Origin of the sequence: Frankia sp. AiPa1 (assembly GCF_023243075.1) — a bacterium.
In the GTDB taxonomy this organism is placed as follows: Bacteria; Actinomycetota; Actinomycetes; order Frankiales; family Frankiaceae; genus Frankia.
Window position 1 is genome coordinate 156,043 of record NZ_JALKFZ020000001.1, and the last position, 23,055, is coordinate 179,097.

At 72.5% G+C, this 23,055-nt stretch carries 21 protein-coding genes and 1 riboswitch; of the genes, 6 read left to right on the forward strand and 15 right to left on the reverse strand.

Annotation, left to right across the window (positions count from 1 at the left end; all coding sequences use genetic code 11):
- Window positions 1–118 precede the first annotated feature (118 nt).
- Both MXD95_RS00575 and guaB read right to left on the reverse strand, forming a co-directional pair.
- Window positions 119–1,270, reverse strand: coding sequence for a GuaB3 family IMP dehydrogenase-related protein (locus MXD95_RS00575; protein WP_250638490.1), 1,152 nt, complete (start codon window positions 1,268–1,270; stop codon window positions 119–121).
- Between the two features lie 270 nt (window positions 1,271–1,540).
- Window positions 1,541–3,028: an IMP dehydrogenase gene (gene guaB / locus MXD95_RS00580; protein ID WP_250638625.1), complete on the reverse strand. Its 1,488-nt coding sequence runs from the start codon at window positions 3,026–3,028 to the stop codon at window positions 1,541–1,543.
- Window positions 3,029–3,538: 510 nt separating this feature from the next.
- Here guaB and MXD95_RS00585 point away from each other — a divergent pair.
- Window positions 3,539–3,946 (forward strand): DUF5319 domain-containing protein, encoded by a 408-nt coding sequence (locus tag MXD95_RS00585; RefSeq protein WP_250638491.1) that lies wholly within the window; start codon window positions 3,539–3,541, stop codon window positions 3,944–3,946.
- Window positions 3,947–5,188: 1,242 nt separating this feature from the next.
- Complete coding sequence (locus tag MXD95_RS00590) at window positions 5,189–5,521, forward strand: WhiB family transcriptional regulator (protein WP_250638492.1); 333 nt, start codon at window positions 5,189–5,191, stop codon at window positions 5,519–5,521.
- Window positions 5,522–5,991: 470 nt separating this feature from the next.
- Here MXD95_RS00590 and groL read toward each other — a convergent pair whose 3' ends face one another.
- Window positions 5,992–7,638, reverse strand: a complete 1,647-nt coding sequence (gene groL, locus MXD95_RS00595; protein ID WP_250638493.1) for a chaperonin GroEL — start codon at window positions 7,636–7,638, stop codon at window positions 5,992–5,994.
- A 128-nt stretch (window positions 7,639–7,766) separates the two neighbouring features.
- A complete protein-coding gene (groES, locus tag MXD95_RS00600) occupies window positions 7,767–8,072 on the reverse strand; it encodes a co-chaperone GroES (RefSeq protein ID WP_009740479.1) in 306 nt (101 codons plus the stop codon).
- 386 nt (window positions 8,073–8,458) lie between these two features.
- Between groES and MXD95_RS00605 the strand changes: the two genes are divergently transcribed.
- The gene (locus MXD95_RS00605; protein WP_250638494.1) at window positions 8,459–8,809 is read left to right on the forward strand and encodes a hypothetical protein; all 351 of its coding nucleotides are present in this window, start codon (window positions 8,459–8,461) and stop codon (window positions 8,807–8,809) included.
- A 103-nt stretch (window positions 8,810–8,912) separates the two neighbouring features.
- Here MXD95_RS00605 and MXD95_RS00610 read toward each other — a convergent pair whose 3' ends face one another.
- Entirely contained in the window at window positions 8,913–9,290 is a 378-nt protein-coding gene (locus tag MXD95_RS00610; RefSeq protein WP_308301421.1) for a MarR family winged helix-turn-helix transcriptional regulator, read from the reverse strand.
- 41 nt (window positions 9,291–9,331) lie between these two features.
- Between MXD95_RS00610 and MXD95_RS00615 the strand changes: the two genes are divergently transcribed.
- On the forward strand, window positions 9,332–9,796 hold the full coding sequence (locus MXD95_RS00615; protein WP_250638496.1) for an FMN-dependent NADH-azoreductase: 465 nt from the start codon (window positions 9,332–9,334) through the stop codon (window positions 9,794–9,796).
- On the opposite strand, the gene rimI is transcribed toward MXD95_RS00615, so the two are convergent.
- From rimI to glyA, 5 genes are all read right to left on the reverse strand, one after another.
- A complete protein-coding gene (rimI, locus tag MXD95_RS00620) occupies window positions 9,720–10,415 on the reverse strand; it encodes a ribosomal protein S18-alanine N-acetyltransferase (protein WP_250638497.1) in 696 nt (231 codons plus the stop codon). The two genes, MXD95_RS00615 and rimI, sit on opposite strands and share 77 nt — an antisense overlap.
- Window positions 10,412–11,218, reverse strand: a complete 807-nt coding sequence (tsaB, locus tag MXD95_RS00625) for a tRNA (adenosine(37)-N6)-threonylcarbamoyltransferase complex dimerization subunit type 1 TsaB (protein ID WP_250638498.1) — start codon at window positions 11,216–11,218, stop codon at window positions 10,412–10,414. The genes rimI and tsaB overlap by 4 nt, the downstream gene beginning before the upstream one ends.
- 92 nt (window positions 11,219–11,310) lie before the next feature.
- A complete protein-coding gene (gene tsaE / locus MXD95_RS00630; protein WP_250638626.1) occupies window positions 11,311–11,754 on the reverse strand; it encodes a tRNA (adenosine(37)-N6)-threonylcarbamoyltransferase complex ATPase subunit type 1 TsaE in 444 nt (147 codons plus the stop codon).
- A gap of 157 nt (window positions 11,755–11,911) precedes the next feature.
- Entirely contained in the window at window positions 11,912–13,081 is a 1,170-nt protein-coding gene (locus MXD95_RS00635) for an alpha/beta fold hydrolase (protein ID WP_250638499.1), read from the reverse strand.
- Window positions 13,082–13,266: 185 nt separating this feature from the next.
- Window positions 13,267–14,529, reverse strand: coding sequence for a serine hydroxymethyltransferase (gene glyA / locus MXD95_RS00640; RefSeq protein WP_250638627.1), 1,263 nt, complete (start codon window positions 14,527–14,529; stop codon window positions 13,267–13,269).
- 27 nt (window positions 14,530–14,556) lie between these two features.
- Window positions 14,557–14,643, reverse strand: a riboswitch (ZMP/ZTP riboswitch).
- A gap of 138 nt (window positions 14,644–14,781) precedes the next feature.
- Here glyA and MXD95_RS00645 point away from each other — a divergent pair.
- Window positions 14,782–15,159 carry a hypothetical protein gene (locus tag MXD95_RS00645; RefSeq protein ID WP_250638500.1) on the forward strand — a complete coding sequence of 126 codons (378 nt, stop codon included), beginning with the start codon at window positions 14,782–14,784 and terminating at the stop codon, window positions 15,157–15,159.
- 97 nt (window positions 15,160–15,256) lie between these two features.
- Here MXD95_RS00645 and alr read toward each other — a convergent pair whose 3' ends face one another.
- From alr to MXD95_RS00665, 4 genes are all read right to left on the reverse strand, one after another.
- Complete coding sequence (alr, locus tag MXD95_RS00650; RefSeq protein WP_250638501.1) at window positions 15,257–16,411, reverse strand: alanine racemase; 1,155 nt, start codon at window positions 16,409–16,411, stop codon at window positions 15,257–15,259.
- Between the two features lie 236 nt (window positions 16,412–16,647).
- Window positions 16,648–18,333: an NAD(P)H-hydrate dehydratase gene (locus MXD95_RS00655; protein ID WP_250638502.1), complete on the reverse strand. Its 1,686-nt coding sequence runs from the start codon at window positions 18,331–18,333 to the stop codon at window positions 16,648–16,650.
- Between the two features lie 224 nt (window positions 18,334–18,557).
- On the reverse strand, window positions 18,558–18,914 hold the full coding sequence (locus tag MXD95_RS00660) for a holo-ACP synthase (RefSeq protein WP_250638503.1): 357 nt from the start codon (window positions 18,912–18,914) through the stop codon (window positions 18,558–18,560).
- A gap of 206 nt (window positions 18,915–19,120) precedes the next feature.
- On the reverse strand, window positions 19,121–20,116 hold the full coding sequence (locus tag MXD95_RS00665; protein WP_250638504.1) for a PadR family transcriptional regulator: 996 nt from the start codon (window positions 20,114–20,116) through the stop codon (window positions 19,121–19,123).
- A gap of 208 nt (window positions 20,117–20,324) precedes the next feature.
- Between MXD95_RS00665 and MXD95_RS00670 the strand changes: the two genes are divergently transcribed.
- Entirely contained in the window at window positions 20,325–20,891 is a 567-nt protein-coding gene (locus MXD95_RS00670) for an SWIM zinc finger family protein (RefSeq protein WP_250638505.1), read from the forward strand.
- A gap of 51 nt (window positions 20,892–20,942) precedes the next feature.
- Here the strand turns inward: MXD95_RS00670 and glmS are convergent, their stop codons facing one another.
- Window positions 20,943–22,940 (reverse strand): glutamine--fructose-6-phosphate transaminase (isomerizing), encoded by a 1,998-nt coding sequence (gene glmS, locus MXD95_RS00675; RefSeq protein ID WP_250638506.1) that lies wholly within the window; start codon window positions 22,938–22,940, stop codon window positions 20,943–20,945.
- Window positions 22,941–23,055: the final 115 nt, after the last annotated feature.

Sequence of the window (23,055 nt, forward strand, 5' to 3'; positions counted from 1 at the left end):
ACAACCCCAGGGTGCCATGCCCGCGTCCGACCGGAATCGGCCGGGGTGTCGCGGTAGCCCCGCGGGCTCCTGTGTCGTGTGCCCGTGGGATCGTCCCGCGAGATGATCCGTGCTGCGCCTACAGACCGGGCCAGCGCCCGGCAGTCACCATGATCTCCGCCTTCTGAAACTCCTTGAGCGTCGCGTAGCCCGTGGTCGCCATGGCGGCGCGCAGGCCACCGGCAAGGTTCGCCGAGGTGGAACCGCCGGGTGCACCGGATCCGGTGACGATCTGCTCGAGGGTCGCCGGCGCCGCCGACGTCTCGACCGGAGCCCAGCCGCCGCCGGGCAGATTGGCGGAAAGCACGTTCATCGGCCAGATCCCGCCCTGCCCCGGAGCGTCCTGGGCGCCCGCGAGCACCGCGTCGACCATCACCGCGTCAGCGCCGCAGGCGATCGCCTTGGCGACGTCCCCGCCGGTCCGCAGATCCCCGTACCCGACCACGTGGACGTAGCGGCCGCCCGACTCGTCAAGGTAACGCATCCGTGCCCCGGCGGCGTCCGCGATCGCGGTGGCCAGTGGAACGCCGACACCGAGGGTCTCGCGGGTCCGGTCACCGAGTCCGGAGCCGACGCCGACGATGACCCCCGCCGCACCGGTGCGCATCAGATGCAGCGCCGTGGAGAACGACGCACAGCCACCGACCAGCACCGGGATGTCGAGTTCGCCGATGAACCGCTTGAGGTTCAGTGGCTCGGTCTGGCGCGACTGGTGCTCGGCGGAGACGGCGGTGCCGTGGATGACCAGCAGATCGGCCCCGGCGGCCAGCACATGCGGGCACAGCGCGCGCACCTTCTGCGGGCGCAGCGCCGCGGCGACGGTCACCCCGGCCTCACGCAGCTCGCTCAGCCGGCGGCCAATGAGCTCGGGATCGACCGGTACGGCGTACAGCTCGCGCAGCCGCGCGCTCGCCGCCGCGGGCCCCTTCACATCGCCGAGCTCGGTGAGCTCCGCGATGAGCGGGGCAGGCTCCTCATACCGCGTCCACAGCCCCTCGACGTGCACGACGCCCAGGCCACCGAGGCGCCCCAGCGCGATCGCGGTCGCCGGCGAGGTGACCGCGTCCGCCGCCGCGGCCACCAGCGGCAGCTCGAATCGGTAGGCGTCGATCTCCCAGGCGAGCGACACGTCCCGCGGGTCCCGCGTCCGGCGGGACGGGACGATGCCGACGGCGTCGAGACCGTACGCGACCCGCGCGTTCCTGCCGATGCCGATCTCGACCTCTGCCACGCTGGCAGCCTCCTGACTGGGCCGGCGGCCTCGCACCGGCAATGCGAACGACATGCGGACAGCAACATGCGGATGGCACGGCACGCGGCACCGCCGGCCCGCTCGCTCAGCGTACGGAGTCGCTGCGCGCAACCGGGCCCGGTCAGCGGCAACGAGCGGGCCAGTGGAACCGGGCGAGTCGGCGGCACCGCTGTCGCCCGGCGGAACCAGCCCGTCCGCCGGCACCAGGCCGCGCGGCCGACCGGGCTGTCGCGGGTGGAGCCGCCGCGCTCAGTGGACCGAGTTGTAGTTCGGCGCCTCGACGGTCATCTGGACGTCGTGGGGGTGGCTCTCGACCAGACCGGCGGAGGTGATCCGGATCAGCTGGGCGTCGTCCTGCAGCCGGCGGATGGTCGGCGAGCCGCTGTAGCCCATCGCTGCCCGAAGTCCCCCGACCAACTGGTGAGCGACGGCGGCGAGCGACCCCCGGTAGGGCACCTGGCCCTCGACGCCCTCGGGGACAAGCTTGTCGTCGGAGAGCACGTCGTCCTGGAAGTACCGGTCCTTGGAGTACGAGCGGGCCGCGCCGCGGCTGCGCATCGCGGCCAGCGAGCCCATGCCCCGGTAGGCCTTGTACTGCTTGCCGTTGAAGAAGATCATCTCGCCCGGGCTCTCGTCGACACCGGCGAGCAGGCTGCCGAGCATGACGGTGTCGGCGCCGACCGCGATCGCCTTCGCGATGTCGCCGGAGTACTGCAGGCCGCCGTCGCCGATGACGGGCACACCGTGGCGCCGGGCCACCTGGGCGGCCTCGTAGATCGCCGTCACCTGCGGGACGCCGACGCCGGAGACGACCCGGGTCGTGCAGATCGAGCCGGGCCCCACGCCGACCTTGATCGCATCCGCGCCGGCCTCGATGAGCGCCGCCGCACCCGCGCCGGTCGCGACGTTGCCGCCGATGATGTCCAGCGGACGGCCGCTGGGACCGCTCGGGATGTCGGCCTTGAGCCGGCGGACCATGTCGGGCACGGCCCGCTGGTGGCCGTGGGCGGTGTCCACGATGAGGAAGTCCACCCCGGCGGCGACGAGCACCTGGGCCCGCTTGTAGGCGTCCTCGCCGACGCCGACGGCCGCGCCGACGACGAGCCGGCCGTCGGCGTCCTTGGTGGCGTGCGGGTACTGCTCGCGCTTGGTGAAGTCCTTGACGGTGATCAGACCACGCAGCCTGCCATCGTCATCGACGATCGGCAGCTTCTCGATCTTGTGCCGGCGCAGCAGGTCCAAGGCGTCATCCGCGGACACCCCGACCGGCGCGGTGATCAGCGGCATCCGGGTCATGACATCCTGCACCCGGCGGGAGTAGTCGCGCTCGAACCGGATGTCACGATTGGTGACGATGCCCACCAGCCGGCCGTCCGGCTCGGTCACCGGCACACCCGAGATGCGGTAGCGCGCCATGAGCACGTTCGCGTCCTCGAGCGTGGCCTCGGGACCACAGATCACCGGCGCGGTGATCATCCCGGACTCGGACCGCTTTACCATGTCGACCTGCTGGGCCTGCTCGTCGATCGACAGGTTGCGGTGCAGCACGCCGACCCCGCCCTGACGGGCCATCGCGATCGCCATCCGCGCCTCGGTGACCGTGTCCATCGCCGACGACACCAGCGGCACCGCCAGGTTGATCGACCGGGACAGCCTGGTCGAGGTGTCGGCCTCGGAGGGCACCAGGTCCGACGCGGCCGGCAACAGCAGGACGTCGTCGAACGTCAGGCCGAGCATCGCGAGCTTCGGCGGGACCGGGGCGGCGTCGGCGCCCAGCAGGTCAGCCCGGGTATCGACGTGGCCGCCCACCGACGTGGATGGGCCGGCGGCGACAGGAACGTTCATGGCACCTTCCGTTCCGGAGTGACCGGTGCCGCGGCGCTGCGGATCCGCCCGACGGCCACGGCCCCGTCGGGTGCCTGGGGGTCCGGCCCGGCCACCTGGTCGACAGGGCGGGAAGCGCGGACCCCGATGGGCCCGGCCCGCCCCCGGCCGACCGGCCGCCGGTTCTCGGCACTCCTCCATCGTAGAGGGCGATGGCACCAGTGGGCCGGCGCCGCGTGACCGAGATCGCGGCCGGCCCACAACGAGGCGTCACCATCCGCCCCGTGCGCGGGGATGGCCCGTGACCACCGGCGACGGCCCGGTCGGCGGTGCGGGGTCGCGCCACTCACAAGCGCCGCACAACGGTGCCGAGACTCCGGATCGGGACCACTAAGCAGTCCGGGCAAGCGTAGCGTTGTCCTCGTGAGCGACGAGCCTGTCGACCCCTTCGCGGGTGACCCCGAGGATCCGGCCGCCGAGCTCGCGCGCCTCGACTCCGTCGACGATCTCCACCTGCTCGAACCGCTCTCCCTGCACGAGCGGGAGGAGGTCCTCGCCGAGCTGGGAGACCTCGATGTCTTCCGCACGCTGCTCGAGCCGCGCGGCTACCGCGGGCTCGTCGTCGACTGCGAAGGCTGCGCTGAGCCGCACTACTTTGACTGGGAGCTGCTGGCCGGCAATCTGCGCAACCTCCTCAACGAGGGACGGACCCGGGTGCACGAGCCGGCCTTCGCCCCAGACCCGTCGTGCTACGTGAGCTGGGAGTACGCCCGCGGATTCACGGACGGCGTCTACGAGGCGTCCGCCGCCTCGGAGGCCGACTCCCGCTGATTCCCGGCGGTCAGTGGGTCCCAGCGGTGGCTAGGTCCCTGCGGTGGCCAGGTCCCTGCGGTCCGCGGGTACCGGCGAGTGGCGGGTCCCGGCGAGCGGTCTCATCGGGCGGTGCTCCTCGCGCTTCGATGCCCCCTCGCGCTTCGATGCCGCCCCCCGCGGCCAGGTCCGGCCGGCCGCTCGACCGCGGGTTTCATCGCGTCAGACTTCTCAACGCTGCGCAGCCCCACGGCTGCGGAAAGCGTGAATCATGCGCGGTAGCCAACCTTCGTCGCTGATCGAACAGCGGGGCCCCGCCGGGTCGAGGGCAGCCATCCACTCGCGACTCGATCGCGTGGAGTCCCCGTTCGGTCGACCGCGGTAGAACTTTCGGGCCAATGGGCGCGATGCGTGTCCGAACACACTGGCCGAGCACATCCACCCCGGTTTCCGACACCATCCGTCACGGTAACGACCCCGGCCCCCCGCCATCTCCCCACGGACCCCACGGCAGCCACGCCTACCCACGGACCCCACGGACGCCTGTTTGTGGCGTCTGTGGGGTCCGTGGCGTCGGTGCACGGCTCGCACGGAGCCGAGGCCACGGTCTGTGACGGGGATCCCATGGAGAAGATCCGATCAGGTCGCCATGGGCGCGTTCGTGTCCGATATGCCCCCCACGACGACCTACATAGCCGGATCATGCTCGGCAGATCACTGCAGGATGTGACGATCAGCCGCCTCGGCCCTTCCCGCAGGACCCGGTCTGCGCTGTCGCCGGCGGGACCCGGCCAGGACGCCGCCCAGGTCCTGGTCCGTGTGACCAGGGCATGTCCTGGGTAGGCGATGCATCGTCCACGAAAGTTGTCCGCCGGTTCGACAGATCCGACAGGTCCGACACCACGCCCGATCCGCCTGTGACCGGCCAGGATCGGCCGGCATCGGCCGGTCTGGCAGGTGGAAACGGTCGGCCAGGTAGGAAACGGCCGGCCGGCTACGGAAACTCTCGGACCGGCCATCCGGACCGGCGCCGTACCCGGCCAGGTCGGTGCCGCCCTCCGGCAGGCCCGCCGAGCACGGGACCGGTCCGGGCACACCGACAATACGGCCGCCGGCGGAGACGACGGCACGACGGGATGGCACAACCGATCGCAACTGACGCCGGGTTCCCTGGGTGAAATTTTCAAGATCACCCAGAGGGTGACCGGTACTACGGTGAGCCCGCGGCAGTCGCCGCTCAGGTCGAAAGGGGGGCTCAGGCCGATGACCGACGTCCGACGACTTCCCGGCCCCGGCGCGGAGAAGTGGGAGTGGCAGCTTCACGGCGCCTGTCGGGGAGAGAGTACCGAGTTGTTCTTCCATCCGGAAGGAGAACGTGGGCCCGCTCGGGCGGCCCGCGAAGCCGCGGCGAAGGCGATCTGCGCCCGCTGCCCGGTCGTCCGCGCGTGCGGCGAGTACGCGTTGACCGCCCGTGAGCCCTACGGCGTGTGGGGCGGTCTCAGCGAGTCCGAACGCGAGGCGATCCTGACCGGTCGCTCGCGGCGCGGGATGACCCGGCGGGTACCGGCACGGCCCGGACTCGCGCCCGCCTGCTGACACTCGGCGTCGGGCGCGGGGCTGGCGCCGCGGGGATCCGGCCCCGCCCCCCGTGTCGCGCCTGGGCCCCACACCTGGGGTCTGGGAGCTGGGGGTCTGGGGGTCTGGGGGTCTGGGAAGCGGGGCCGGTGCATCGGGCTGGATATGGCGGACTTCCCGGCCCCCGCATTCCGATCACCCGGGACGGGTGAGGGCCCTCATGGCGGTCACCCGTCCCGGGTGGCCCGCCGCACCGCACTGGACGGGTGCCACCCGCGCCCGCCCACGATGACAGCCGCTGGCGACGAGATCCCGAAAGGACGACACCCGGAAACGACGACGCGGCCCGGCCGAACCCCCGGTGGGGGCCGGCCGGGCCGCGTCGTCATGGACGGAGCGGCTCGGGTCACTCAGAACCCACCCGGCTCAGGAACCTGGTGGGTCAGACGCCGTGTCAACGCGGAATCCGAGTCGCCCGAGAGCGGGTGGGCTCAGAAACCAGGGCCGTGCGGGTGGCTGTGCCCGTGGCCATGGCTGTGGTCGTGCCCGTGCTCCCCCTGCGGCTTCGCCGGCTTCTCGACGACGAGGCCCTCGGTGGTGATGAGCAGCGCGGCGATCGACGCGGCGTTCGTCACCGCCGAGCGGGTGACCTTGACCGGGTCGACGACCCCGGCCTCGATCAGGTCGACGAACTCGCCACTCGCCGCGTTGTAGCCGCGGCGAGACTCGAGGCCCTTGACCTTGGAGACGATGACCGCGCCCTCCTGGCCCGCGTTGCGCGCGATCCAGGCCAGGGGCGCGTCGAGGGCCGAGGCGACGATCCGCACGCCGGCAAGCTCGTCGCCGGTGCGGCCGAGGCCGTCGTCCAGCACCGTGGTGACGTGCGCGAGGGCGGAGCCGCCGCCAGCGACGATGCCCTCCTCGATGGCCGCCCGGGTCGCCGAGACGGCGTCCTCGAGCCGGTGCTTCTTCTCCTTGAGCTCCACCTCGGTGGCGGCGCCCACGCGGATGACGGCGACTCCGCCGGCGAGCTTGGCCAGACGCTCCTGGAGCTTCTCGCGATCCCAGTCGGACTCGCTGGCCTCGATCTCGCCCTTGAGGTTGCGAACCCGCTCGGCGACCGCGTCCGCGTCACCGGCACCGTCGACGAGGGTGGTGTTGCCCGCGTCGACGACCACGCGCCGCACCCGGCCGAGGTCGGCCAGCGTCGCCGCGTCCAGGGACAGGCCGACCTCGGAGGCGATGACCTGACCGCCGGTCAGCACGGCGATGTCCTGCAGCAGGGCCTTGCGACGATCCCCGAAGCCGGGCGCCTTCACCGCGACGACCTGGAAGGTCTTGCGGATCGTGTTCACGACCAGCGTGGACAGCGCCTCGCCTTCGACGTCCTCGGCGATGATCAGCAGCGGCTTGCGCTCCTGCACGACCTGCTCGAGCAGCGGCAGGACCTCGGTGAGCGCCGCGATCTTGCCCGGGTAGAGCAGGACGTAGGCGTCCTCGAGCACCGCCTCCTGGGAGTCGGCGTCGGTGACGAAGTACGGCGAGATGTAGCCCTTGTCGAACTGCATCCCCTCGGTCAGCTCGAGGTCCAGACCCAGGGTCTGGCTCTCCTCGACCGTGATGACGCCGTCCTTGCCGATCTTGTCGATAGCCTCGGCGATCAGCTCGCCGACCCGGAGGTCCTGCGCGGAGATCGCCGCCACCTGGGCGATGGTCTCCTTCGAGCTGACCTCGATGGCCTGCTCGAGCAGCGCCGCCGAGACGGCCTCGACGGCAGCCTCGATGCCGGCCTTGAGGGACAGCGGAGCGGCGCCCGCGGTGACCTGCTTGAGGCCGAAGCGGACCATCTCCTGTGCGAGCACGGTCGCCGTGGTGGTGCCGTCGCCGGCGACGTCGTTGGTCTTGGTGGCGACCTCCTTGGCGAGCTGGGCGCCAAGGTTCTGGTACGGGTCGTCCAGCTCGACCTCACGCGCGATGGTCACGCCGTCGTTGGTGATCGTCGGCGCGCCATAGCTCTTGTCGATGACGACGTTGCGCCCGCGCGGGCCGATCGTCACCTTCACCGCGTCGGCGAGTGCGTTGACCCCGCGCTCGAGCGCGTGCCGGGCGTCTTCGTTGAACGTGAGAATTTTCGGCATACCTGAGATGTCCTCCCGACACCGATGGCCGACCACACAACGCCGAGGCGCGCCCTGCCGATGCACCCGGCAGACACCGGGCGGCCACCAGCAGGGCGCGCCCCCTTGCGTTGCTACCGGCGCGCGGCCTACTTCTCGATGATCGCGAGCACGTCACGGGCGGAGAGCACGAGGTACTCCTCGCCCGAGTACTTGACCTCGGTGCCGCCGTACTTGCTGTACAGCACCACGTCGCCGACCTTGACGTCGAGCGGGACGCGCTTGCCGTCCTCGAACCGGCCCGGCCCGACCGCGAGAACAGTCCCCTCCTGGGGCTTCTCCTTGGCCGTGTCCGGAATCACGATGCCTGACGCGGTGGTCTGCTCCGCGTCCGACGGCTGCACGACGATGCGGTCCTCAAGAGGCTTAATAGCAACCTTGGTGGCGGTCGTCACGATCGACCTCCCCCTTCCTGCGCTGGATGAGAGAGCGACCCTGGCGGCCTGCCGTCGCGGGTGAACAGGCGCCTGTCGTCGCTGGCACTCTCATGTGCCGAGTGCCAACCTAGCACCCGCAGAACGCACGTCAACCAAGAAGGTCGGATCTGTCAAGGCTCAGGCGCGGCACCCAGCCGGAGACGTACCCCGCAATCCCTGGCCAATGCCAGCATCGCGCTCCACCGCGCATGCGGGGCGAAGCGCTCTTCAGTGCCCCCGCCCGCTACGCCGATACCCTGCCCAGGCGCCGTCGCCACCCGTCGACCTGCGCGACAACACCTGACCCAGCCAGGAACGGCCCCGACGGGGACGAGGCACGGCACGGACCGGACGGGAGCTTGATCATGATCTGGATGTGGGAGGCCACGGCCGCCGCGGGCCAGCTCCCCGCACTGCGGGATTGGGCGATCCACGCCCTGTCTGGACGAAAAGGTGAGGTGTATCTCAGTCATCAGGCAGCCGGTGATCTGATCATCGTGATCGTTCGCTCGCCCTGGACCGGATCCGGCGGCGGAAGTGATCAGGATTCCATCCCTGAGGATCCCGCGGAGGTGCCGATGCCCGCGCCGCCCTCCGGGCTCACCGCGGGACCCCCACGGGCCTGGCCGTTCGAACAGATCCACCCGGTGGTGGACGGCGGTCCGCCCGCGGCCGGCGCCCGCGGATCCACCCGCGAGGAGCCACCGAACCGGTGACGGCGACACCGGCCCGGCACCAGGCAAGGACCCAACGCCCCGCGACGGCTCCCCGACCGCTACGGCCTTTCAGGTAGGCGGAGCCCAGCCGAGGGCCCCCTCCTCATGTCGTCGGCGTCGGCGCCGTGCCGTCGGCAGCCGCGCCCCCCGCGGCGGCCGCCCGTTCGGCGTCCTCGTGCGACTCGATCTGCTGGCGGGCGGCCTCGCAGGCGGCGGCGCCATGGGTCGGATCCACGTCGAGCAGACGGACGACGATCCTGCGCAGCAGCCGAACGAACTCCTGACGCTCGGCGGGCTCCAGGTTCCCCAGGACGTGCTGGTCGACAAGGAGTTGTTCCTGCTGCGCGATCGCGCAGAGCTCGGCGCCCCGATCCGTGGCGGTGATGATGCGCGCTCGCCGGTCGGCCGGATCCGGCTGGCGGCGGACGAGGCCGTCCCGCTCCAGCTCGTCGACCAGGCGGACCATGACCGTGCGGTCGATCCCGAACCTTCACCGATAACCTTGGCGACAAAGGACGGACGATGTCCCATCTGCTGCATGTCGACGCGAGCCTGGCCCGTGAGGGCTCAACCTCCCGGGCCCTCGGCACAGCCTTCGTCGAGGCCTGGCGGGCCGCCCACCCCGGTGGCACCGTCACCTACCGGGACCTGGCGCTCACCCCGCCGCCGCACCTGGACTGGGACGCCCTCGCCGCGGCCGGCCTGCCGCCCGAGCAGCACACTCCCGCGCAGGCCGAGGCCGTCAAGCGGCGCGAGGAGCTCATAGTCGAGCTCGAGGCCGCGGACGAACTCCTGCTGTCCGTACCGCCGCAAAGCCGGCGAGCAGGCCCTGCGCGCCCGTGCGGCCGCCTGATCCCGCCCGGCCCTCACCCCGCGCGCCGGCTGCGCGGCCTTCCCGCCTCGGCCGGCCTCAGGAAGCCAGGCGGGCGTGTCCCGGCAGGTCGCGCTCCAGGCCGTCCAGGAAGGCACCGTAGCCGACCGTGTTGATCGGCCGGGCCCGCATGACGAAGGCGTCTCCACCCGACGGCTGGTAGTAGCCACGCCGCGTACCGATGTCGACGAAGCCGAGCCGGTGGTAGAGGGCTCGGGCCGTATGGTTGTCGGTGCGTACCTCCAGCCCGCACGAACGAGCGCCCGTCTCGCGGGCCCGGCGCAACAACGCGATCATCAGCCGCGCACCGATCCCCCGGCCCCGCGCTGCCGGCACGACCCCGACCGTCTGGACGTAGGCCCCGTCGTCGGAGATCGCCAGGCCCGCGTAGCCGACGATCGACTCCAGGTCATGCGTGGCGGTGCCGCGGGGATGCGCCATGGCAGTCAGGTAGTACCGCTGATCGCCCTGCGCGAGCTCCGACCAGAACAGCTCGGCGCTCCAGGCATCGGTGACGAAGACGGTCCGCTCCAGCCGCGCGATGGTCTCGATGTGCCACCACCGCGTCGGCACCAGCACGAGGTCGGCCTCGGGCAGCCGTCCCAGCGCAGGCCGGTTCGCCGCGGACGGCTCGACCGGCAGTCCCGCCTCAGATCCTGGTCCCGCCTGTGCCTGCGGCCCCATGGCAGACAGGCCGTCAGCAGACGGCCGGGGAGTGCTGTCCGGCTCGGTCACGCCCGGACTGGCTTCGGGGCGTGCGGTTCGGTGGCGTCCGGCCGTCGCAGGTAGAGCGGGACCAGCGGCGCCGGGAGACGCCCGGCCAGCAGGTCGGCACCGGCGAGGCCGGCGAGCAGTTCCGGGCGCGGATAGCCGGCCTCCGGCACGGTGGCGTCCCCGCCCGCGGCCGGCATCTCAAGCTCGGCGAAGTCGGCGAACATGCCCGCGTACATCGCGCGGCCCGGGCCGACGACCGCTGCCACGCCCTGCGCACGCAGCGCCTCGGCGACCTCGATCGGGCGGCCGACCCGAGGATCACCCATCCGCACGCCGTCCTCATACCGGGCCCAGTACACCTCCCGCCGACGGGCGTCGGTGACGACCGCGGTCGCCCCGGTCGTGGCCGCACCGATCCCGTCCAGCGAGCAGACGCCGTGCACCGGAATCTCCAGGGCATCGGCGAACGCCGCCGCCGTCACCATCCCGACCCGCAGGCTCGTGAACGGCCCGGGCCCGGCTCCGACAACGATCGCCGCCAGGTCAGACGGATGTACGTCCGCCTCGTCCAGCACCGAGCGCATCGACGGGGCAAGTAGTTCGCCGTGCCGGCGGGCGTCCACGGTGACGACGCTGCCCCGCGGCCAGACCCGCACCGCGCTCCCGTCCCCCGATCCATCCGACGATTGCGCCGGATCACTCGAAGAACCCGGCGCATCCGGGGCACTCGTACCGCCCGGCTCCGGGACGGGTTCGGCAGCCGTCAGTTCGGCGAGGGCCACAGCACAAGCAGCCGTGGACGTGTCAAGGGCCAGCACCAACACCCCTTCAGCCTACGGACGCACCCTGAGCACCTCCGCCGCGCCCCAGCGCAGCCTCCTCCGAGAGGTGGGCGGGCGGGTCAGGGGGTGGCGGGTCAGGGGGTGGCGGTGGAGAAGGCGCGCAGGCGGTCGGTCCAGGAGGGCCCGTAGGCATGCAGCCGCACGGTCCGCGTCTCGCCGGACTCGACGGCGGTGGGCCTGGCCACCACGATCTCGAGATGATCCTGGGCGAGGCCTTCGACCAGGCCCGCTCCCCATTCGACGACCGTCACCGAGCTCTCGGCATCGGCGTCAAGGTCGAGGTCGTCCGCCTCGGCCGCGCCGCCGAGACGGTAGGCGTCCACGTGGACGAGGGGGATGCGGCCGTCCAGGTACACCCGGGCGATCACGAACGTCGGTGAGGTGACGGTCTCCCGAACACCGAGACCGGCGGCGATGCCCTGCGCGAGCACCGTCTTGCCGGCACCGAGCGGGCCGGAGAGCACCACCAGGTCACCGGGACGCAGCAATTCGGCCAGCCGCGCACCGAGCTCCCGCATCCGCCCCGCGGTCGCAACCTCGGCGGTCGGGACGGCGGTGCGGGCCACCGCACCGGCCTCGGCGCCGCGCGCCGCGTTCACGCTCATGGCTCCCATTGTCGTCGCTCGGTCCGTCAGCGCCCGTCGACGCCCAGTCAGCGCGCCTCCGCGCCGACGGCTACGCGGCGCTCCCGCCCGCGTCCCGCTCGCCCGCGGCGACCTGACCGGTCATGCCGGCGTCCAGGAACTGGGCGGCCCCGGTCCGGGGCCGGGGCAGGGCGACCTCGGCGAGAGCACGCCCCACCAGCCGTCGGATCGCCTCGTTCACCACCGCGGGACGCTCCAACATGATCGCGTGCCCGGCGTCGGCCTCGACGACGAGCTCCGCCTCGGGCAGGGCGGCGGCAATGGCCCGGCTGTGGCCGACGGGGGTCATCAGGTCCACGTCACCGACGACGATCACCGTGGGGGTCGCGGTGAGCCGGTCGACGGCGGCGAGCCGGTCGACGTCGAGCAGGGCCGGCAGGAAGGCCGCGATGACCTCGACCGGGGTGTCGGAGACCATGTTCTCCAGGAACGTCACGACAGCGGGCGGCAGGTCGGTGGCGCCGAAGGCGATCCGGCGAGTCACCTCCCAGGACAGATCGCTGCCACGGCCACGCAGGTGTTCCAGGATCCCGGAGGTCCGTCGCATGCCGACGGAGACGCCGGGCACGACCCGGCGCACGACGCCGGTCAGCAGGGCCGCGGGGCCGAGCGCTGCCCGGGCAAGCTCCGAGGCGCTGGTCGACAGCAGCGCCACGCCGATGATCCGGTCGGCGAACAGCTCGGGGTGGACCTCGGCGAGACCCAGCACCGCCATGCCGCCCATCGAATGGCCGATCAGCACGATCGGCCCGTCGGGCACGCGCTCGCGGATCACCCGGTACAGGTCGTCGGCGAGCACGTCGATCGTGCAGTTGCCGGCGGCGGACGGACCGGAGCGACCGTGGGCGCGCTGGTCGAAGAACACCATGCGCCCGAGGTCGGCCAGGTCCCGCTGCTGGAGGACCCAGCTGTCGGCCCGCACGCAGAACCCGTGTACGAACAGCAGCGTGAGCGGCGCGTCGACCGGTCCGGTCTCCTCGACGTGCAGCGGCACCCCGTCACCGGCGATCACCGTGGTCACCCGGCCGCCGATCGGCCCGAGCGCGATCGGCTCCACGCCGTCAGCCCGGGTACGACGCCGGTGGATCGCCCGGCGTTCGGCGACGAGCCCGGCGACGGCGGCCGCCCCGAAGACCCCGAGCGAGCCCGCCATGGCCCGGGCTGCCCGGGATCCCGCCACCGCGCCGACCGACCTGCCCATTCCCGCCTCCGTCCACCGCGTGGCCCGGCTCCTCCGGGCTGCACTGAACCGATGATGCCTCGCACATCGGGCACAGGCAGGGCTGATGGGACCTACCTGCGCAGGGGTAGCGCCCAGGCCGCGCCGTGACCATCGGCCATCGGCGAACGAGCCGCCGGGGGCGCCGGCGAACGTATACCGACGGATCAGGCGAAGCCGGGCATTGGGAAACCGCCGACCAGCTCAGTGACCTGCGCGCGGACCCGCTCGATCGTCGCGGTGTCGTCGGCTCCGGCAGCCTTGACGACATCGTCGATCCAGCCGGCGAGCAGCGGCATGTGGGCCGTGGTGAGGCCGCGCGTGGTGATGGCGGCAGTGCCGAGCCGGATGCCGGACGGGTCGAACGGCTTGCGCTTGTCGAACGGCACGGCGTTGTAGTTCAGCTCGATACCGGCGGCGTCGAGCGCCTTCGCCGCAGGCTTGCCGCCGATGTTCTTGCTGGTCAGGTCGATGAGGATCAGATGGTTGTCGGTGCCGCCGGTGACCAGGTCGAAGCCACGCTCCACGAGCGCCTCGGCGAGGGCACGGGCGTTGGCGACCACGGCCTGCGCGTACTCGCGGAACGACGGGGTCGACGCCTCCCGCAGGGCGACGGCGATCGCCGCGGTGGTGTGGTTGTGCGGGCCGCCCTGCAGGCCGGGGAAGACCGCCTTGTCCAGCGCCGCGGCGTGCTCGGCGTCGGACATCAGCATCGCCCCCCGTGGGCCGCGCAGCGTCTTGTGGGTGGTGGTGGAGATGACGGACGCGTGGCCGACGGGCGACGGGTGCGCGCCGCCGGCGATCAGGCCGGCGATGTGCGCGATGTCCGCGACCAGCACTGCATCGACCTCGCGGGCGATCTCGGCGAAGGCCGGGAAGTCGATCGTGCGCGGGATCGCCGTGCCGCCGCAGAAAATGACCTTCGGACGCTCGGCCCGGGCGAGGTCACGCACCTCGTCCAGGTCGATCCGGCCGGTGTCGGCCCGCACCCCATAACGAACGCTGCGGAACCACCTGCCGGTCGCCGACACACTCCAGCCGTGGGTCAGATGCCCACCCATCGGCAGCGCCAGACCCATGATCGTGTCACCCGGCTGCGCGAAGGCCAGATAGACGGCCAGGTTCGCCGGCGAGCCCGAGTACGGCTGGACGTTGGCGTGCTCGACACCGAACAGCGCCTTCGCCCGGTCGACCGCGAGCGCCTCGATCGGGTCGATGAGCTGCTGACCCTCGTAGTAGCGGCGGCCGATGTAGCCCTCGGAGTACTTGTTGGTCAGCACCGAGCCGGACGCCTCGAGCACCGCGGTGGAGACGTAGTTCTCCGAGGCGATCAGCCTGATGGAACCGTGCTGCCGGGCTGCCTCGGCCTCGACGAGGCTCGCGATCTCCGGGTCGGCGACGGTGAGTTCGGGAAGAGGGGGATTGTGCATACTGACCTCCGGCACGTCTCATTCGGCCGGAGGCACCCAGACGCGCGGCACCGATCCGCTTCATCGCTCCCCGGTGGTCGATTCCACCTCTGTGCGCCAGTCGCGATCGCATCCCGATCCTAGTCGCCGGACGACACCGGCCGCACGGCCGCCCGGCAGGGTCACATCCGGGCCGGGACGCCCGGCCAAGAAGGGCGATGTCCTCTACCGTAGAGAGGACCGGCCCATCGATGGTCATCCGGAGGCGGATTCATGAAGCTGTCGTGGCGCAGGCGTACGGACGACGCTGCGGGGAGCCCGGGTCGCGGGCTCACCGGGCCGGCGCGGGCCGCCGCGCTGGGCGTGGCCGATAGTCCAGACGTCGAAGCGGATCTCGAGCCTGGTTTCGAGTCGGAGCCCGCCGCCGTGGGCGCCGCCCTGAGCGCGACGCCGGCTGTCACGGTGCCCGCGTCGCCCGGTCCGAACCCGCCGGCCGGGTCGAAGCCGGTCATGCTGACCCTGACCACCCGGGCGCGCATCGAGGAGACCGAGCGGGAGGCCGCCCAGCCGGTGCGGCGCCGGATGGAACGCGGCATGTTCGGTGGCAGCGCCCCCACTGGCGGCGGCTGCTCCTCCGGCGGCTGCGGCTGACCTCCAAGTCCCGGCAGGCCGGCTCCGCACCCGACGCCGCCGTGGGCACGGCCTCGTCCCGTCCCGCCTCGTCCCGCTTGGCCGTGGTCGCCGGCGGTCAGCGGTACACGCGGGGTACGCGGGCGCCGATCCGGCTGACGATCTCGTAGTTGATCGTGCCGATGGCTGCGGCCCAGTCGTCCGCGGTCGGCTCGCCGCGGTCACCTGGGCCGAACAGCACCACCTCGTCGCCGACGGCCACCTTGTCGTCCCCGACGTCGAGGACGAACTGGTCCATGCACACCGTCCCGGCGATACGTCGTCGGCGCCCGCCCAACAGCACCTCGCCGACGTTCGTCGCCGCCCTGGGGATGCCGTCGGCGTAGCCCAGGGGGACCAGGGCCAGCGTGGTCGTCCGGTCGGTGGTGTACCGGTGCGCGTAGGACACGCCGGTGCCCGCCGGCACCCGCTTGACCAGGGCGGCGTGGCTGACCAGCGTCATCGCCGGGCGCAGGCCGAAGCGGGCCGGGGGGCCGACCTCTGGTCCCGGGGACAGGCCGTACACCGCCACGCCCGGCCGGACCAGGTCGAAGTGCGTCTGCGGGCTGACCAGCGTGGCCGCCGAGTTCGCGAGGTGGCGCACGGTCGGCGCGAGCCCTGCTTTCTCCGCCAGGTCGACGGCGTCGCGAAACGCCTCGATCTGGCCCTGCACCATCGGGTGCCCAGGGACGTCGGCGAAGGCCAGGTGGCTCCACACGCCGTACGCCTCGAGGACCCCCTGCGCCTGCAGTGCCGCCGCGGTGTCGCACAGGTCGGGCCAGTCCGCCGGCGCCGCCCCGGCCCGGCCAAGCCCGGTGTCGACCTTGAGATGGACCCGCGCCCGCCGGCCCACCCGCCGAGCAGCCTCGGCGATCCGCCGCAGCGCCCAGGGCGCCGACGCCGACAGGTCCACGTCGGCCGCGATCGCCGCGTCAACCCCCTCGCCGGGCGTGGCGAGCCAGCACAGCACTGGCACGGTGATGCCGGCCGCGCGCAGCGCCAAGGCCTCCTCGAGGAACGCGGTGCCGAGCCAGCTCGCCCCGCCGTCCAGCGCGGCCCGGGCGCAGGGAACCAGGCCGTGGCCGTAGCCGTCGGCCTTGACAACGGCCATGGTCGCCGCGGGCCCGGCCCGAGCGGCCAGCGCCGCGACCGACTCACGCACCGCGTCCAGCTCGATGACCGCGTGGGTGCGGCTGGCCGGCCCGCCCGGCGCCTCGGTCCGCTGTTCGTTCACCGGGACAACGCTACCGGCCGTGACGGCACCGCCGACCGCGGCGAGCAAGATCCAGCTGCACAGGTCACCGGGAGGGCAAATCGGACACGAATACCCCCACGGCGACCTGTTTGGATCTTGATCCTGCCCGGCCCCGACATCTCCGTTACAGAATGTGACACTGACCGTCTGGTGGGAGGGCGCCGGTCCCGAACTGACCAGCCCGGTCGACGGGGCCCGCGCCTCGGCTGACATCGTCAATCGGCCGCCGTCATCAGCAATGCTGTGATGGTCTCGGCCAGCAGGTCGGGCAGGTCGTGGGCCGCGAGCGGGAGCCGGCCACGCACGGCGGCCCGCTGCGCCGCACGCCCGTGCAGGTGGGCGCCCACCGCCCCGGCCAGCCCGACGGGAAGACCCGCGGCGGCCAGTGAGCCGGTCAGGCCGGTGAGGACATCCCCGCTTCCGGCCGTGCCGAGCCAGGCCGAGCCGGTCGCGTTCACCCAGGCCGCACCGGACGGCTCGACCACCAGGGTGCGCGCGCCCTTGAGCAGCACCACCGCACCGGTCTCGGCCGCGGCCCGGCGCACGGTCCCGAGGCGGTCCGCGGCCAACTGCTCCGCGATTTTAGCTGGTTCGTCGCCCAGCGCGCGGGCGACGAACCGGCCGAACTCGCCCTCATGCGGGGTGACGAGCACCGGGGCGGCGCGGCGGTGCAGGCGGGCCCGGTCGGCGGCGAGCAGTTCGCCGAGCAGGTCGAGGGCACCCGCGTCCGCGATCAGTGGGACGTCGGTGCCCACCAGGGCGTCCACCAGCTCGCGGGTGGAGGCGACGCTGGGCAGCCCTGGGCCGACCGCCCAGGCCTGAACCCGTCCGGCCGCGAGTAGCGCCGCCCGGTCCCCGGCCTCGATCTCGGTGACCACTGTCTCCGGATACACCGCGCGCACAAGGTCCCCGGCCCGTCCGCGGATCTCCCCTGACGCCGTATCCGCCCGCCCCTCGGCGACGACCCGCAGATAGCCGGCGCCGCCGCGCAGCGCACCGCCGACGGCGAGGACGGCCGCGCCGGGGTAGGCGTCGCTGCCGGCGAGCAGACCCAGAACGCCCCGGCGGTACTTCGACGCGGCCTCGTCCGGGACCGGCAGCGCCGCGCGGACGTCGGCGTCATCGAGGGAACGCAGGTCCGGCTCGGGCAACGTGAGGCCTATGTCGACGAGCTCGACCGGGCCGGTGTGCGCCGCCCCTGGCATCAGCCAGAGGCCACGCTTGTACGTGCCGAAGGTGACCGTGGCACTGGCCCGGATCGCGTCTCCGGCGACGGCGCCGGTGTCGGCGTCCACGCCGCTGGGCAGGTCGACCGCGACGGTGCGCCGCGGTGGGGCCCAGGCAGCCAGCCGGGCATGTGCCGGGCGCAGACCACCGCGTCCACCGATGCCGAGCAGTCCATCCAGGACGAGGTCAGCCTCCGTCAGCAGGGCGCGCAGCGCCGCGTCCTGCGCCTCGACCCCGCCGTCCGCGTCGGGGCGCGAGGAGCCGGGACGAGGGGCCTGCGAATCCGGTGGCTCGGAACGCGAGAACCCGGGACGCGAGGACCCGGGATGCGAGAACCCGGAACGCCAGGGCTCAGGGTGAGGGTGCGGCCCGTGCAGGCGTCCGCCGGCGGCGAGCAGGGCGGCGGTGCCCTCCTGATGGGTCTGGCTGGGGGCGATGGCATCCACGCGGGCCCCGCGGGCGGCCAGTCGGGCGCCCGCCCACAGAGCGTCACCGCCGTTATCGCCGGGGCCCGCCAGCACGACGATCCGGGCGCCGTGCACCCGGCCGAGACGACCGACGACATAGGACACCAGCCCATGTACCGCCCGTTGCATGAGTGCGCCCGGCGGCAGGACAGCCAGCAACTCCGCCTCGGCGCTACGGACCTGGGTCACGGTGTGCGCGTTCCGCATGCTGCCCATGCTGCCCGTTTGACGGCCCGGCAGACAGCTCACCGGGCAGACAGCTCACCGGGCCGGGCGGATCAACGGGCTGGCATACGGCGGCGCCCCGGTCGGGGACCGGCAACCCGACGGAACGTCGCGGATTCCGGCGGAACGGGGAACCCGACGGAAAGCCGGAAGAGCCTGGAAGCGGAAGGAAGGCGGGAAACCCCGCTCAGGCAACGGGACGTCGGTCAGGATTCGGCGACGACCATGGCAACCGCCATGCCGCCGTCATGGGTGAGCGACAGATGCCAGGAGGCGATGCCGAACCGCGCCGCCGCAGCGGCCACCGTTCCGCCGACGCGCAGGTTCGGACGGCCGCCCACGCCCGACAGCACCTCGGCGTCGTGCCATTCCAGCCCAGGCGGCGCCCCAAGCACCTTGGCCACCGCCTCCTTGGCCGCGAACCGGGCGGCGAGCCGCTCCGGCCGGGTCAGGGCGCGTTCCGCCGGGGTGAACAGGCGCATCGCGAGGGCCGGGGTGCGGGCGAGGGTCGCGGCGAAACGGTCGATGCCCACCACGTCGACCCCGATGCCCACGACCGCCATCGGGCAAGACTCCCACATCGGTACTCTCACCCCCGGGTCGGCGGCGCCGGCGCCGCGGACCCGGCCGAAGTACCAGCTGGCGTGGATGCGGCACGCTGGACACGACCGCCGATCGGGGCGACCGCACGTCGTCGGCGGCAGCCCCGATCGCTGGGACCGTGGATGCCACGATCGACCGCGGGATCCACGTCACCGTGCCCACGCGCTCAGGACTTCGCGTCCCACCGCGGCTGGCCCGGCGTGTCGGGACCGCCTTCCTCGGGCGTGTCCGCCACGGCGGCGGCATCCGTCGCAGACCCCGGCGTGGCGGTGGAACCGGCGGTGGCGGAGCTCCCTGCGGCAGAGCCCTCAGTGGCAGAGCCCTCGGCGGCGTCGCTGGACGCGGGCCTGTCGGCCTCCTCCTCGTCACCCACCAGGATGCGGTAGAGACCGCGGCGGGTCTCGGTGAGCAGGGCACGGGCGGCCGCGATCTGCTCGTCGTCCCCGGCCTGGGCGACCTGGACGACGGCACCGGCCACCGCGAAGGCCAGCGAGCGCAGGCCCACCAGCTCCTCGTCAGCGCCGTCAGCCGCGGTCTCCCAGGGCCGACGCTGGCCGGCCCTGGACTCGACGTGGGCCCGGCCGGTGTCGGTGAGGTGGAAGACCCGCTTGCCGTCGGCCTCCTCGGCCCGGACAAGCCCCTCGTCAGCGAGCATGGACAGCACCGGGTAGACCGAGCCGGGGCTCGGCCGCCAGGTACCGCCGCTGCGCTCGGCGAGCTCGCGGATCATCTGATAGCCGTGCATCGGCTCCTCGGCGAGCAGGGCGAGCAACGCCTCGCGGACGTCGCCGCGCCCCACCTTCGGCCCGCGGCCGAATCCAGGGCCGCCGAAGCCCCCCGGCCCACCGAAACCCGGGCCGGGAAAGCCCGGGAAGCCTCCGAAGCCCCAGCCCGGTCCGCCGCGCCGCCCGCGGCCCTCACCACCACGGTCACGCCGGCCACCGTGGCCGCCGTGACCGCCGCCATGGTCGCTGCCGCGAGTGGCCTGGCTGGTGCGGCCCCGCCCCGAGGACTCCCGTACGGGGGCACGCCAGTCGGCACATCCGGTCAGCGTGTCAAGGGCCTCCGACAACCGCGCCGGATCGACCAGGAAGCCCCGGCCAAACCGAGCGGCCCAGGGACCCCATGGGCCCCACGGGCCCGGAATCGCTTGCGATGTCATGATCTTTTCCTTTCGGAGAGGGGTGCGCCCCATCCAGGCCAGGCCCGCCAGGACGCACTACAGAAAACCAACGACGGCCATCAAACCGTCGTGGCGTACGCTCACGATATATCGCGATCGTACGGATGACAACCCCTCGTGCGGTAGCTCGCAGGCGGGCGGACGACAGGCCGACACCGTTCGCGCGTGAATTCCGTAGGATTAGCCGGTGATCATTTCTGTGTCCGGGGAGAACGGGCACGACGGGGACGCCGTCACCCCGCTCGAAGCGGCCTTCGCCGAACGTGCGTGCGCGCAGCACGCCGGCACCGACGTGTTCGTCGAGGGTGTGAACCTCGCCCTGCTCGGGCGGGTCGAGCAGCTGCGCATCCGGCCCACAAACGCCTCCGGCACGGTGGACGACGACGGGCCGCACGAGGTCCGCCTGGAAGCGGCCGATGACGGGCCGCGCACCGGGTGTACCTGCCCCGAAGGCTCCGCCGGTTCGTTCTGCCGTCATGCCGTGGCAGTCGCCCTGGTCGCGACCGGATCCGCCGGCCTCGCCGACGACGACGAGGACGGTGTCGACGAGGACGAGACCATCGAGGAGAGCTCGCTGTTCGCCGACGATCCGGTGCATGCGGCGATGCGGGTGTTCCTCAGCCGGGTGCCGCGCGCCGAGCTCGTCGAGACCCTGCTCGACGCCGCCGACGAGAACGAGGCCGTGGCCGACGCGCTGTGGGAGGCGACCGTCGCCTGGCACGGCCGCCAACACGGCGCCGCGCCCTCGACCTGAGCCGCGCGGCCCGAGCCGCGTCGCCCGCCAGACCCGCGGCGCGGCCCCGCGTCACTCGACGGTGACGGACTTCGCCAGGTTGCGGGGCTGGTCGACGTCCAGGCCGCGGGCGAGCGCGAGCTCGCAGGCGAATACCTGCAGCGGCAGGGTGGTCACCAGCGGCGCGAACAACGAGGTCGTCTCCGGTACCCGGATGAGGTGGTCGGCATAGGGCTCGACCGCGGTGTCACCGTCCTCGGCGATCACGATCGTGCGAGCTCCACGGGCGCGGACCTCCTGGATGTTGGAAACGATCTTTCCGTGCAGGTTCGCCCGTCCTCGTGGTGAGGGCACCACGACCAGCACCGGCAGGCCCGGCTCGATCAGCGCGATCGGCCCGTGCTTCAGCTCGCCGGCAGGAAAGCCCTCGGCGTGCATGTAGGCCAGTTCCTTGAGCTTGAGCGCGCCCTCCAGCGCCACCGGGTAGCCGACGTGCCGGCCGAGGAACAGCACGGCCTTGGCGTCGGCGAGTTCCCGGGCAAGCTCCCGGATGGGCTCGAGCCGATCGAGCGTGCGCCGCACCAGGTCCGGCATGCGCTGCAGCCGCTCGACGTAGGCGGCTACCTCGTCGCCGTAGAGGACACCACGCACCTGGGCCAGGAAGAGGCCGACGAGCAGGCACGCCGCCACCTGGCCGAGGAACGTCTTGGTGGAGGCGACGCCGACCTCCGGCCCGCAGCGGGTGTACAGCACGGCGTCGGACTCGCGTGGGATGGTCGAGCCGTTGGTGTTGCAGATCGCGAGCACGCGGGCCTTCTGTTCCCGGGCGTGTTTGACCGCCATCAGCGTGTCGAGGGTCTCGCCGCTCTGGCTGATCGCGATGACGAGGGTGGAGCGGTCAAGCACCGGGTCTCGGTAACGGAACTCCGAGGCCATCTCGACCTCGCAGGGCAGCCGGGTCCAGTGCTCCACGGCGTACTTGGCGATGAGACCGGCGTGATAGGCCGTCCCGCAGGCGACGATGAAGACCTTGTCGACGTCGCGGAAGTCCTGGGCGGACAGCCGCTCCTCGTCCAGGACGATGGCGCCGTCCGCGGACAGCCGCCCGCGCAGGGTGTCGGCCAGCGCGCTCGGCTGCTCGTTGATCTCCTTGAGCATGAAGTACGGGTAGCCGCCCTTCTCGGCGGCGCTGGCGTCCCAGTCGACGTGGTAGCGCCGGCCCTCGACGATCCGCCCGGCGAAGTCGGTGACGGTGACCCCGTCGCGGCGGGCCTCGACCACCTGGTCCTGCCCGATCTCGAGTGCCTCGCGGGTGTGGGCGATGAACGCCGAGACGTCGCTGGCCAGGAACGACTCTCCTTCTCCCAGGCCGACGACCAGCGGGCTGTTGCGCCGGGCGCCGACGACGACCTCGGGGAAGTCCCGGTGCAACACGACCAGGGTGAACGCACCCTCCAGCCGAAGGCAGACCCGCCGCAGCGCGCTGGTCAGGGGGTGTGTACCCGGACCCCCATCGGACGCGCCGGCAGCCGCCGCGCCAGCCACCGGCGGGACGACGGCCCCTGCCCCACCTGTCACCGCCCCGGCGGCTGCCGCGCCGGCCAGGTTCGCGCCGGCCAGGTCCGCCCCAGCGGACGGCTCGCTGCCGAGCTCGTCCTCCAACAGGTGTGCGACGACCTCCGTGTCGGTCTCGCTGGCCAGCTCGTGCCCGCGTGCCTCCAGCTCCGCGCGCAGCTGGGCGAAGTTCTCGATGATGCCGTTGTGGATGACGGCGATCGCACCGGTGCAGTCAGTGTGCGGGTGGGCGTTCATGTCGGTCGGGCCACCGTGGGTTGCCCAGCGGGTGTGTCCCATCCCGGTCGTCCCGGGCATCGGATCCATGTCCGGACCCTCGGCGAGTAGCTTCTCCAGGTTTGCGAGCTTGCCTGCCCGCCGGGCCGTCCGCAGCGCACCCGCGCCGACGATCGCGACCCCCGACGAGTCGTATCCCCGGTATTCCAGCCGCCGAAGGCCGTTCAGCGCGATGTCCAGGGCCGACTGGTCACCGACGTACCCGATGATCCCGCACATGCGCTCAGCCTACGCAGGTACCGTCCCAACGCCCGGCACTCCCCCGCGCCAGCCGCGGGTGTTGTCCGAAGTTCACCGAGTCCAGTTCACCGGGTTCGCCGACAGTCACGGGCCG

Coding starts and splice junctions, on each gene's coding strand:
- MXD95_RS00645 (WP_250638500.1), top strand. CDS start 14,782: ATGAAGCTGTCGTGGCGCAGGCGTACGGACGACGCTGCGGGGAGCCCG.
- MXD95_RS00615 (WP_250638496.1), top strand. CDS start 9,332: ATGTCCCATCTGCTGCATGTCGACGCGAGCCTGGCCCGTGAGGGCTCA.
- MXD95_RS00590 (WP_250638492.1), top strand. CDS start 5,189: ATGACCGACGTCCGACGACTTCCCGGCCCCGGCGCGGAGAAGTGGGAG.
- MXD95_RS00605 (WP_250638494.1), top strand. CDS start 8,459: ATGATCTGGATGTGGGAGGCCACGGCCGCCGCGGGCCAGCTCCCCGCA.
- groL (WP_250638493.1), bottom strand. CDS start 7,638: ATGCCGAAAATTCTCACGTTCAACGAAGACGCCCGGCACGCGCTCGAG.
- guaB (WP_250638625.1), bottom strand. CDS start 3,028: ATGCTCGGCCTGACGTTCGACGACGTCCTGCTGTTGCCGGCCGCGTCG.
- glyA (WP_250638627.1), bottom strand. CDS start 14,529: ATGCACAATCCCCCTCTTCCCGAACTCACCGTCGCCGACCCGGAGATC.
- MXD95_RS00660 (WP_250638503.1), bottom strand. CDS start 18,914: ATGGCGGTCGTGGGCATCGGGGTCGACGTGGTGGGCATCGACCGTTTC.
- MXD95_RS00635 (WP_250638499.1), bottom strand. CDS start 13,081: ATGGGCAGGTCGGTCGGCGCGGTGGCGGGATCCCGGGCAGCCCGGGCC.
- tsaE (WP_250638626.1), bottom strand. CDS start 11,754: ATGCGGGAGCTCGGTGCGCGGCTGGCCGAATTGCTGCGTCCCGGTGAC.
- glmS (WP_250638506.1), bottom strand. CDS start 22,940: ATGTGCGGGATCATCGGGTACGTCGGTGACCAGTCGGCCCTGGACATC.
- MXD95_RS00665 (WP_250638504.1), bottom strand. CDS start 20,116: ATGACATCGCAAGCGATTCCGGGCCCGTGGGGCCCATGGGGTCCCTGG.
- MXD95_RS00655 (WP_250638502.1), bottom strand. CDS start 18,333: ATGCGGAACGCGCACACCGTGACCCAGGTCCGTAGCGCCGAGGCGGAG.